At 68.3% G+C, this 10,983-nt stretch carries 11 protein-coding genes; 4 read left to right on the top strand and 7 right to left on the bottom strand.

Annotation, left to right across the window (positions count from 1 at the left end; all coding sequences use genetic code 11):
* Position 1 precedes the first annotated feature (1 nt).
* The 3 genes from EDD27_RS39625 to tdh all read right to left on the bottom strand — a co-directional run bounded on the left by EDD27_RS39625 (position 2) and on the right by tdh (position 3,361).
* Positions 2 to 904: a LysR family transcriptional regulator gene (locus EDD27_RS39625; protein WP_127936943.1), complete on the bottom strand. Its 903-nt coding sequence runs from the start codon at positions 902 to 904 to the stop codon at positions 2 to 4.
* A gap of 115 nt (positions 905 to 1,019) precedes the next feature.
* Positions 1,020 to 2,189 (bottom strand): glycine C-acetyltransferase, encoded by a 1,170-nt coding sequence (locus tag EDD27_RS39620; protein WP_127936942.1) that lies wholly within the window; start codon positions 2,187 to 2,189, stop codon positions 1,020 to 1,022.
* The gene (tdh, locus tag EDD27_RS39615) at positions 2,189 to 3,361 is read right to left on the bottom strand and encodes an L-threonine 3-dehydrogenase (protein WP_241564502.1); all 1,173 of its coding nucleotides are present in this window, start codon (positions 3,359 to 3,361) and stop codon (positions 2,189 to 2,191) included. The genes EDD27_RS39620 and tdh overlap by 1 nt, the downstream gene beginning before the upstream one ends.
* Before the next feature lie 240 nt (positions 3,362 to 3,601).
* Here tdh and EDD27_RS39610 point away from each other — a divergent pair, with 240 nt between their 5' ends.
* The 4 genes from EDD27_RS39610 to EDD27_RS39595 all read left to right on the top strand — a co-directional run bounded on the left by EDD27_RS39610 (position 3,602) and on the right by EDD27_RS39595 (position 6,924).
* On the top strand, positions 3,602 to 4,771 hold the full coding sequence (locus EDD27_RS39610; RefSeq protein WP_127936941.1) for a Gfo/Idh/MocA family protein: 1,170 nt from the start codon (positions 3,602 to 3,604) through the stop codon (positions 4,769 to 4,771).
* Positions 4,772 to 4,849: 78 nt separating this feature from the next.
* Positions 4,850 to 5,437 carry an RNA polymerase sigma factor gene (locus EDD27_RS39605; protein ID WP_127936940.1) on the top strand — a complete coding sequence of 196 codons (588 nt, stop codon included), beginning with the start codon at positions 4,850 to 4,852 and terminating at the stop codon, positions 5,435 to 5,437.
* On the top strand, positions 5,434 to 6,033 hold the full coding sequence (locus EDD27_RS39600) for a hypothetical protein (RefSeq protein ID WP_127936939.1): 600 nt from the start codon (positions 5,434 to 5,436) through the stop codon (positions 6,031 to 6,033). The genes EDD27_RS39605 and EDD27_RS39600 overlap by 4 nt, the downstream gene beginning before the upstream one ends.
* Before the next feature lie 360 nt (positions 6,034 to 6,393).
* A complete protein-coding gene (locus tag EDD27_RS39595; protein ID WP_127936938.1) occupies positions 6,394 to 6,924 on the top strand; it encodes a hypothetical protein in 531 nt (176 codons plus the stop codon).
* A 51-nt stretch (positions 6,925 to 6,975) separates the two neighbouring features.
* On the opposite strand, the gene EDD27_RS39590 is transcribed toward EDD27_RS39595, so the two are convergent.
* The 4 genes from EDD27_RS39590 to fahA form a co-directional block, all read right to left on the bottom strand.
* Positions 6,976 to 8,052, bottom strand: a complete 1,077-nt coding sequence (locus tag EDD27_RS39590) for an SPFH domain-containing protein (protein ID WP_127936937.1) — start codon at positions 8,050 to 8,052, stop codon at positions 6,976 to 6,978.
* Between the two features lie 3 nt (positions 8,053 to 8,055).
* Positions 8,056 to 8,487: an NfeD family protein gene (locus tag EDD27_RS39585; RefSeq protein WP_127936936.1), complete on the bottom strand. Its 432-nt coding sequence runs from the start codon at positions 8,485 to 8,487 to the stop codon at positions 8,056 to 8,058.
* A gap of 75 nt (positions 8,488 to 8,562) precedes the next feature.
* Positions 8,563 to 9,741: a L,D-transpeptidase gene (locus tag EDD27_RS39580; RefSeq protein ID WP_127936935.1), complete on the bottom strand. Its 1,179-nt coding sequence runs from the start codon at positions 9,739 to 9,741 to the stop codon at positions 8,563 to 8,565.
* Between the two features lie 78 nt (positions 9,742 to 9,819).
* Positions 9,820 to 10,923, bottom strand: a complete 1,104-nt coding sequence (gene fahA, locus EDD27_RS39575) for a fumarylacetoacetase (protein WP_127936934.1) — start codon at positions 10,921 to 10,923, stop codon at positions 9,820 to 9,822.
* Positions 10,924 to 10,983: the final 60 nt, after the last annotated feature.

Here is a 10,983-nt window from a genome sequence, read left to right as displayed (position 1 = left end):
TTCATCCCGTTCCGAGGGACGCGGCCACCGTACGGAGCGCGGACAACAGCGGTTGCACGACGGGGTGGGAGTCCGCGCCCCTGCGTACGGCGGCGAAGACCCGGCGCTCAGGCCCCGGCGTCTGGCGTACCACGACCCCGGGCAGCACCATGTCGCGCAGCGCCAGCCGCGGCACCAGCGCCACCCCCGCGCCCGCGCCGACCAGGGCCACCACGGCGCGGAAGTCGTCGGAGCAGTGCGCGAGGTTCGGGGTGAAGCCCGCTTGCCGGCAGGCGAACGTGATCACGTCGTGCACCGGATTGCCGGGATAAGGGCCGATCCAGGTCTCGGAGGAGAGTGACACGAGCGTGGCCGACTCCGCCAGGGGGTGGTCGCGGGGGAGCACCAGGTCGAACGGCTCGGCGTACAGCGGCAGGCGGGACAGACGGCGGTCGGAGGCGTCGGGCGCGCCCCCGTACTCGACTCCGATCGCCAGGTCGGCCTCGGAGTCCAGGAGCATGGCCAGGCTGTGGTCGCCTTCGGCGTCGAGCACGCGTACCTGGATGCCGGGGGCGAGCTCGCGGAGCACGATGATCGCCGGGGACAGCACGGCGCTGATCGCGGTGGCGAAGCAGGCCACGGTGACCTCGCCGAGCTCGCCCGCCGTGTACGCGGCCACCTCCGCCTCGGCGCGTTCGAGCTGCGCGAGGACCTCGTTGGCGTGGGCAAGCATGATCTTGCCCACGGCGGTGAGGTGCACGCCGCGCCCGTCCCGCGTGAACAGGCGGTGCCCCACCTCGTGCTCCAGCGCGACGAGCTGCTGGGACACGGCGGAGGGGGTGAGGTGCAGGGCGGCCGCCGCGGCGGTGACCGTGCCGTGGTCGGCGACCGCCCGCAGCGTGCGGAGCCGCCGCGTATCTATCACGGAGCGGAGGATACTCACCTGCAGGCCGTGATCGTGCACACCCGCGAGGAGGAGCGCTCGCGCGGGCGGTGAGCGCTTCCCTCGGGGTGGTGGGAAGTGAAGCGGGACCGGGGGATCAGCCGCGGGCCTGGATGAACGCCTGTACGGCGCGCTCGACGTCCGCCTCGGAGTGAGCGGCCGACAGCTGGACGCGGATCCTGGCCTGGCCGTGCGGCACGACCGGGTACGAGAAGCCGATCACGTAGATCCCCAGATCGAGCAGGCGGTCGGCCATGGCGCCGGCCTCGGCGGCGTCGCCGATCATCACGGGCACGATCGGGTGGTCGCCGGGCAGGATGTCGAAGCCCGCCTGGTTCATCTCGCTGCGGAAGCGGGCGGTGTTGGCGCGCAGCCGCTCACGGGCGTCGTTCGAGGTCTCCAGCAGGTCGAGGATGCGGAGCGACGCGGAGGCGATGACGGGCGCGAGCGAGTTGGAGAACAGGTACGGCCGGGAGCGCTGGCGCAGCAGCTCGCAGATCTCCTTGCGGGCCGACACGTAGCCGCCGCTGGCCCCGCCGAGTGCCTTGCCGAGCGTGCCGGTGATGATGTCGATCCGGTCGGTGACGCCGTGGAGCTCCGGCGTGCCGCGGCCGGTCGGGCCGACGAAGCCGACGGCGTGGGAGTCGTCGACCATGACCATGGCGTCGTACCGGTCGGCCAGGTCGCAGATGTCCTGCAACGGCGCGACATATCCGTCCATGGAGAACACACCGTCGGTCACGATCAACCGCCGCCGCGCCTCTGCCGCCTCCTTCAGCCTGGCCTCAAGCTCGGCCATGTCGCGGTTGGCGTACCGGAATCGCTGGGCCTTGGAGAGCCTGATGCCGTCGATGATGCTGGCGTGGTTGAGCGCGTCCGAGATCACCGCGTCCTGGGCGTCCAGCAGGGTCTCGAACACGCCGCCGTTCGCGTCGAAACACGAGCTGTAGAGAACCGTGTCCTCCATGCCGAGGAAGTCCGACAGGCGCGTTTCGAGCTCCTTGTGCACCTCCTGGGTGCCGCAGATGAACCGCACGGAAGCCATGCCGAACCCCCACCGGTCCAGCGCCTCCTTGGCCGCCTCGATCACCTCAGGGTTGTCGGCCAGGCCCAGGTAGTTGTTGGCGCAGAAGTTCAGCACCTCGCGTCCGGCCACGCTGACCTGGGCGCTCTGCGGGGTGCCCAGCACCCGCTCGGGCTTGAGCAGCCCGGCCTCGGTGATCTCGTCGAGCGTTGTACGCAGCTGCTCGCGCACGTTCGTGAACATCAGGCGCTCCTGTCTATGGTCGCGGCCGCTTCGGCCTCCGCTTGCTCGTTCCTCGCCCTCTCCGGCCGAGCTCCTCCGCGCGTGTTTATGGTCGCGGCCGCTTCGGCCTTCGTTGGCTCGTTCCTCGCTCTCTCCGGCCGAGCTCCTCCGCTCCAGTCCATGATGACCTTGCCCGTGCGGCCGCTGGCGGCTGTATCGAAAGCGGCGTCGAAGTCTTCGTACGAGAACCGGTCCGTGATCACCGGGGTGAGGTCGAGGCCCTTCTCCAGCAGGACCGACATGTTGTACCAGGTCTCGAACATCTCCCGGCCGTAGACCCCCTTGATCGTGATCATCGACGTCACGATGGTGCCCCAGTCGACGGCGAACTCCTCGGCCGGCAGCCCGAGCATGGCGATCTTCCCGCCGTGTGTCATGTGGGCGATCATGTCGCGTACCGCAGCCGGGTTGCCGGACATCTCCAGACCCACGTCGAAGCCCTCGCGCATGTGCAGCTGCCGCATGCCCTCCTCGATGGAGGACTTGGTGACGTTCAGCGCGAGAGAGACGCCGAGTTTGCCCGCCAGGTCCAGGCGTTCGTCATGGACGTCGGTGATCATCACGTTGCGCGCGCCCACGTGCGCGGCCACGGCCGCCGCCATCAGCCCGATCGGCCCGGCTCCGGTGATCAGCACATCCTCGCCGACCAGGGGGAAGGAGAGAGCGGTGTGTACGGCGTTGCCGAACGGGTCGAAGATGGCCGCCACGTCGGGGTGGACGGGGACCCGGTGCACCCAGACGTTGGAGGCGGGCAGCGTGACGTACTCGGCGAACGCGCCGTCCCTGTTGACACCGAGGCCGACCGTGTTACGGCACAGGTGCCTGCGGCCCGCCATGCAGTTACGGCACTTGCCGCAGACCAGGTGGCCCTCGCCGCTGACGAGATCGCCGACCGCGATGTCCTCGACGCCCGGCGCCACCTCCACCACGTGACCGGAGAACTCGTGCCCGACGATCAGGGGGAGCTCCAGGGTGTGCCGGGCCCAGTCATCAAATTTCCGGATATGCAGGTCGGTGCCGCAGATCCCGGTCCGTAGGACCCGGATCTTCACCTCGCCCGGTCCCACCTCCGGCTCGGGCACGTCGACAAGCCACAGGCCGGGCTCGGCCTTCTCCTTGACCAGCGCTTTCATGGCTCCCATTTCCCCCTAGGTCGAACCTAACGCACTGTGCCCTCTCAACTCCGAGCATGTCCATCGCGGGATTCTTAAGTGCCCCCACAGCTCTACTTCACGCCGCAGCAATTCTGGACGTCTCTGCTCAAAACTGCTCTATCTTCTCTAGTTATTTGCATAAATACGTACTAGCCTCCACGTCGACTCGTACGGACTGGGCTCCAGGAGCGCGCCCGGGCTGATTCGGAAGGGACCATCGTGGAAGACCTGCGTATCGGAGTCATCGGCCTCGGCCTGCGGGCCAGCCTCGCCCTGGCCGCGCACCGGCCGGGCAAGGGCTCGATCGTGACCGCCCTGTGCGACTCCGACCCGGCGGTGCTCAAGAGGCAGGCGGGGAGGTTCGAGGCCGAGTTCCTGACCGGGGACTACCGGGAGTTGCTCGACCGCCGCGACCTCGACGCGGTCGTCGTGAACACCCCTGACGACACCCACGAGCGCATCGCCATCGACTGCCTCCGGGCCGGCAAAGCCGTCTACCTGGAGAAGCCGATGGCGATCACCGTGGAGGGCTGCGACAACATCCTGCGCGCCGCCCGCGAGACCGGCACCCGCCTGTACGTGGGCCACAACATGCGTCATATGGGCGTGGTCCGGCTCATGCGCGACATCATCCACAAGGGCGTCATCGGCGAACCGAAGACCGTCTGGGTGCGCCACTTCGTCTCGTACGGCGGGGACTACTACTTCAAGGATTGGCACGCGGACCGCACTCGCACCACGGGCCTGCTGCTGCAGAAGGCGGCGCACGACCTCGACGTGATCCACTGGCTCGCGGGCGGCTACACCACCCGGGTGAACGCGCTGGGCGATCTCATGCTCTACGGCGACCTGCCGCGCCGCGCGCCCGGCACCCCGCGCCCCGACGGCTGGCTCCAGGAGTACGACTGGCCGCCGACCGCGCGCCGCGACCTGCACCACGTCGTCGACGTCGAGGACGTGTCGGTGATGAACATGCGCCTGGACAACGGCGTCATCGCCGCCTACCAGCAGTGCCACTTCTCGCCCGACTACGTGCGCAACTACACGGTCATCGGAACGGAGGGACGGCTGGAGAACTTCGGCGACGGGCCCGGCGACACGGTCAAGGTGTGGAACACCGGGCCCACGGGCTACCGGGACGACTGCGACATCACGTACAAGGTGCCTCCCGCCACGGGGTCGCACGGAGGCGCGGACGTCGAGATCGTGGCGGAGTTCTGCAGGTTCGTCAGGGACGGGGGACTGACGGACACCTCTCCGGTGGCGGCCAGGATGAGCGTGGCGGCGGGCTACATGGCCACGATGTCGTTGCGGGACGGGGGCACGCCGTACGATGTGCCGGCTCTGGACCCGGAGCTGGCCGCGTACTTCGATGCCGGGCAGGGCTGACGACCTCGGGCGCCGGGTGGGGGATGCAGCAGTTGCCGGGAACCCGGTGAATCCGCCGGACAGTAGATATGTGTGGACATGTCATTACGGGCCCGGATACGGGACGGAGATAAAGCCGCGTTCGGTGAGCTCTTCGACCAGTGCTCCAAAGCCGTCTACAACCACGCCTTTCGCCTGACGGGCAACTGGTCCACGGCCGAGGACGTGACGGCGTTGACGTTCCTGGAGGCGTGGCGGCTGAGGGGCAAGATCGACGCCGAGGGTGGCTCGCTGCGGCCCTGGCTGCTCGGCATCGCCACCAACGTCGCCCGCAACGTACGCCGCGCCGCCCGGCGACATGACGACGCGCTGGCCCGGCTGCCCAGGAGCCAGGAGGTGCCGGACTTCGCCGAGGAAGTCGTGGGCCGCATCGACGACGCCGAACGGCTGGCGGCGGTGCGGCAGGCGTACGGCCGGTTGCGCCGCCAGGAGCAGGACGTGTTCGCGCTGTGCGTCTGGGCGGGCCTCGACTACGCGCAGGCCGCCGAGGCGCTCGGCATCCCGGTGGGCACGGTCAGGTCCCGGCTCTCACGGGCTCGCAAGAAGCTCGCCGATGCGGGGGAACCGCCTCCGGCACGGCGACAGGTAGTAGGTGACCGAGGCCCAGAGAAGGAGGAGATCCGATGAGCTGGCCGACCGAACGTGATCTTCCCGAGGGCCGTCACCGACTGCTCAAGGAGTTCGTGATGACCGAGATCGACCAGGCGCCGAGGAAGCGCCGCCTGCCGCGCCCCGCCGTCCTGGCGCCCGCTCTGGGGCTGGCGGCCGCCGCCGCGGTGGCCGTACCGCTGCTCTTCGGCGGCACCCCCGCGTACGCCGTCACCAAAGGTCCTGACGGCCTCATCACCATCACCATCAACGAGGCGAAGGACCCGAAGAGGCTCCAGGCGGACCTGAGGGCCATGGGGGCGAACGTGGTGGTGGACTACATCCCCATGGGCAAGAAGTGCAGCCCGCAGCCGCGCAGCAGCCATTTCCTCGGCAATGAGGAGGCGCCGCTGGCGGTCTTCCCGCGCCCGAAGGGCTGGGAGCCGACGGAGGGCTCGGAGCCGAGCTTCCTCATCGACCCCCGCGTGATCGGCCCGGGTCAGACGGGGGTGCTGGAGTTCAGCGTCAGTGAGGTCGGGGGTGGCGTGGTGGCAGGCATCTGGGCGCGCGTCGGCGAGGGCCCGATCGCCGACTGCGTGCTGGTCGACACCACGGAGGCTCCGCTGTCCCACTGACCAGGTGCAACGATGGCGTCCGCCGCACGAGCTGTGCGGCGGGCGCCATCGTCATTTGCAGGGGCTCCAGGGTTGGAATCGCCGTACTAACTATGCAACACTGTTGCAAGCTTGATACGTGATCAGTCGAGGAAGACATCAGCATAACGAGATCAACGCGGTCTTCAGGAAGATCCGCGAATTCGACTCGTTGACGGTGGTCGAACATCACAACAGGCATCGCTGGGGATGGATCGAATGCATTTGCGGAGTCAGACGGCAGCCGATCTGGTGCACACCGCGCAATCCAGGGGACCACGCGAGAGATCTTCTCGAATGGGCCGAAGAGCACCAGAAGTGCAGCACGAGCGAGGAGATCTCATGACGGCTTGGGACTTCCGCGTCACTCTCAACCGTGAGCCTTCCGACGACGAGATCGATGCTCTCTACGAGGCCGGTCTGGATGACTGCACGATATCGGGAGCAAAAGACGGAAGCGTCTACGTCACGTGCCACCGCGAAGCGGAGAGCCTGCTGGAGGCCATCGCTTCTGTGCTGATCCAGATCAGGACGGTTCCGGAGTTTTGGGCCGTGGGCGTCGGCCAGGGCGACGGGGTGACGCTGGGGGACGCGGCGCGCCGCCACGGCGGCCGCACCCAGGCCAGCCTGCGCCAGCTCGCCACCGGGCAGCGCGGTCCCGGCGGTTTCCCGAAGCCGCTGATCGAGGCCGACAACATCAGCCTTTACTCCTGGGCCGAGATATCGGAGTGGCTGCGCACCAAGTTGGGCGATGACATCCCGCCGGTGAACCGCGACATCGTCATCGCCGATGCGGCGGTCAAACTGGCCTGCCGCGCCCGGGAGACTCACCAGCAGGCCCAAGTGGGTCACATCTACGAGATCGCCTGCTGATTCCGGCGGACGGCTCACTCCTCGACTGACCTGCCGTCCGCCGGAAAGGCCTCAGCGCTCGGACTCCTTACGTCCCCGCTCGAGGTCGGGGAACGCGGACGGCTCCTCGACGCCCTGCGTGAGCTGGCGCGGGCCGTTCGGGCTCTCCGCATCCTGGGCGTCGGCGACGGCCTCTGCCGCGGCCTCCGCCGCCTTGGCGGCCTCCTCCTCGGCGGCCGTGCTCTCGGGGATCTCCTCACGCGTGGCCGCCGACTGCGGCAGGGCCTCCGTGAACGCCCTCGAGACGCCCTGCAACGCCGAGGTGACCTCGCTCGGGATCACCCAGAACGTGTTGCCGCTGCCCTGCGCCAGCTGCGGCAGCACCTGCAGGTATTGGTACGCCAGCAGCTTCGGGTCCGGGTCGTTGCGGTGCACGGCCTGGAAGACCTGGTCGATGGCGCGCGACTGGCCCTCGGCCTCCAGGATGGCGGCGGTGCGCTGACCCTCGGCCCGCAGGATGCGGCTCTGCTTGTCGCCTTCCGCCGTGAGGATCTGCGACTGGCGCTGGCCTTCGGCGTTGAGGATCGCGGCCCGCTTGTCACGCTCGGCCCGCATCTGCTTCTCCATCGCGTCCTTGATGGTCTTGGGCGGGTCGATGGCCTTGATCTCGACGCGGTTGACGCGCAGGCCCCACTTGCCGGTGGCCTCGTCGAGGACGCCGCGGAGCTGGCTGTTGATGGTGTCGCGCGAGGTCAGGGTCTTTTCCAGGTCCATGGAGCCGACGACGTTACGCAGCGTGGTGACGGTGAGCTGCTCGACACCCTGAATGTAGTTGGCGATCTCGTACGCCGCCGCCCGCGGGTCGGTGATCTGAAAGTAGAGGACCGTGTCGATCTCGACGACCAGGTTGTCCTCGGTGATGACCGGCTGCGGACGGAAGGACACGACCTGCTCACGCAGATCGAGCTTGGGATAGACGCGGTCGATGTATGGGATCACGAAGTTGAGGCCCGGCTTGAGCGTGCGATGGTAGCGGCCGAGGCGCTCGACGTTGGCCGCCCGGGCCTGCGGGACGATCCGCACGGCCTTGAGCACGGTGACCACGGCGAAGAGGATGACGAACAATCCGACCAGCAAGAGCGCATCCATGGTTCACTCCCGGGGATATACGAGGGCTGTCGCGCCCTCGATCTCGATGATGTCGACGGTCGCCCCCGCGGGGATCACCAGGGTTTCGTCGTAGGCGCGCGCTGACCATTCCTCGCCCCCGACGCGTACACGCCCGTCGCGACCGCTGACCTCCGAGACCACATAGGCGGGTTTGCCGACGATCGCTTCCACGCCGAACCGCTGCAGCTGCGGCTGCCTGATATGACGCATCGCCAGCGGCCTGATCACCAGCAGGCCGGCCGCGGATGAAGCGGCGAAGAAGAGCAACTGTAGGGGGACGGGCAATCCGATGGCGGCGGTGCCGGCGGTGAGGAGAGCCGCCACGCCGAGGAGACCGAGCGCGGCTGTGAAGGTGAACAACTCGGCCACGCCGAGCACGACCGCGAGGATTACCCAGATGATCCATTCATCCATATTTGTCCGGCCCTCCTCTAGGGACAACGGGCCTGTGTCCGTGGGTAGTTCCCCCCCTCTACCGTAATCCTCGTTTCAGCGCTGTGGCACCCAGTCCTCTGCGGAATCGGCGGCCTCCGGTCCGCTGTCCTCTATCCATTTCTCCCACGGGAGTTGCCAGAAGCCCCATCCGTTGTCCCATTCGAGCTCGCGGTCGGTGCCGATGATCGTGACCGGGTCGCCGCGCAGGGAAGTGGCGTAGAACCAGGCGGCCTGGTCGGGCCGCGCATTGATGCAGCCGTGACTGACGTTGGCCCGCCCCTGGGCCCACACATTGTCTTTTGCGTGCACGTATTCGCCGGTGTTGGAAATGCGCACGGCGTGGTCGATCATCAGGTCGTAAAAGCCGGGCTCCCCTTTGCTCCGGCCGGGCGAGACCATGCGGACCGGGTTGCCTTTGTCCATGGTCAGGTGCACGCCGCTGGTCGTGGTGTATTCGCGGGTTGTGGCCATGCCGGCGCTGATGGCCATGCGCTGCGCGACCTCGCCGTCGCGCTGGACGATCATCTGGTGCGTCCTGGTGTCGATCATGCTGGTCTGCTCGCGGCCGACCATGAAGACGAAGGTGGAGTCGGCGGCGCCGTAGACGCCGCCGGGCAGGCGCAGGCCGGCCAGATGGGCGGTCACGGTGACCCGCTGCCTGGGCGCCCAGAAGCGGCGAGTGCGGTAGACCGCCTGGGTGTCGCTCGTCCACCGCCATGCGCCTTCCACCGGCTGCTCGGCCTTGATCTCCAGCGCCCGCGCGACGGCCGCCTTGTCCGTCACCGGCGTGTCGAAGTCGATGATGATCGGCATGCCGGTGCCGACGGTCTCGCCGGGCAGCGGCGCGGTCGAGACGATCCCGAAGGTGCGCTCGGCCGGGCGGGTGCGGAAACGGCCCATCGTCACCGTGGCGGGGCCACGCGGTCCCGCGGCCGTGGCGGTCACCGTGTATTCGGCCGCGGGTTTGAGTGTCCAGTCGGAGCGCCAGACCGTACGGGAACGGTCGAGCGTGCCCGGGACGGGCTCCCCGCCCTGATAGGCCTGGACGTTGCTCAGCGTGCCGCCGGAGGTGCTGACCAGCAGGCCGCGGTCAGGCCGGGCACGCTTGCTGTCGAGCGCCGGCGAGATGTGCACGACCGGCGGCGTGACCGGTGCCGCTGCCGTGACGGGGCTGCAGCCGCAGATCAGGAGAAAGGCGACACACAACATCGCGCGAGCTCCGGAACGCCGCATGTGACTCCTGCTTTCCGATGACCCGGGGGAGGCGCTCCAAGAGTAGCGGTCAGTCTGCGGCTGAGCACGCTGAGTTACCTATACGACAGTTCCAGAAACCTCCCCCAATGTCAGGTCACCGGCCGTGGCCCGGATCGTCACGGTGTCGCCGTCCTGCAGGAAGGAGCGGACCTCCCCGCTCGCGAGCTTGATCGGATCGCTCCCGTTCCAGGTCAGCTCGATGAGCGAGCCGCGTTCGCCGCGTTCCGGCCCCGAGATCGTGCCGCTGGCGAACAGGTCGCCGGTACGCAGCGAGGCCCCGTTCACGGTCAGGTGGGCGAGCATCTGGTCGGGCGTCCAGTACATGCTCGAGTACGGGGGCCGCGACACGACCTCCCCGTTGAGCAGGACCTCGAGGGAGATGTCGAGACCCCAGTCGCCCTGCCTGCGCAGGTACGCGACCGGCTCGGGATCCTGCGGCCGCCCGGGGATCCTGGGCAGCGCCTCCAGCGGGGTGACCCACGGCGAGATCGACGTGGCGAACGACTTGGCCAGAAACGGCCCGAGCGGGCGGTATTCCCAGGCCTGGACGTCGCGCGCGCTCCAGTCGTTGACCAGCGTCACCCCGAACACGTGCTCCTCGAACGCCCCGGAAGACGTGCCCATCTCGGTCGGCACGCCGACCACGAACCCCAGCTCAGCCTCGAAGTCCAGCTTCTCGCACGGTCCGAACCTGCCTGCCCCGAGCTGCCCGTGCGGCCGCTTGACCGGCGTGCCGGACACCACGACCGTGCCCGACCTGCCGTGGTATCCGACGGGCAGGTGCCGCCAGTTCGGCAGCAGCGGCTCGGTGTCGGGCCGGAACATCGTGCCGACGTTGCTCGCGTGATCGATCGAGCAGTAGAAGTCGACGTAGTCGGCCACCTCGAACGGCATGTGCAGCCGCACCTGCTCCAGCGGGATCAGGTGCCGCTCGGTCACCGCCAGGTCATCGGTGAGCTTGTTCCTGATCAGCGTCCGGGTGTCGTGCCAGGCCGCGCGTCCCCTGGCCATGAACGGGTTGAGCGACGGGGCGGCGAACACCTCGTCGTGCAGCGCGGCGGTCAGGTCGAGCACGTGATCGCCGTACCGCACCCCCACCCTGGGCGATTCTCCCGGCGAGGAGAAAACCCCATACGGCAGGTTGTCGACACCCCAACTCACAGGCCCTCCTTCGTCGGGCCTGTGAGCAAACTGCTGTGTCTATTGGTTCGCTCGCTTCGC

This window comes from Nonomuraea polychroma (assembly GCF_004011505.1).
In the GTDB taxonomy this organism is placed as follows: Bacteria; Actinomycetota; Actinomycetes; order Streptosporangiales; family Streptosporangiaceae; genus Nonomuraea; species Nonomuraea polychroma.
This window is presented reverse-complemented; position numbering and strand designations above follow the sequence as displayed.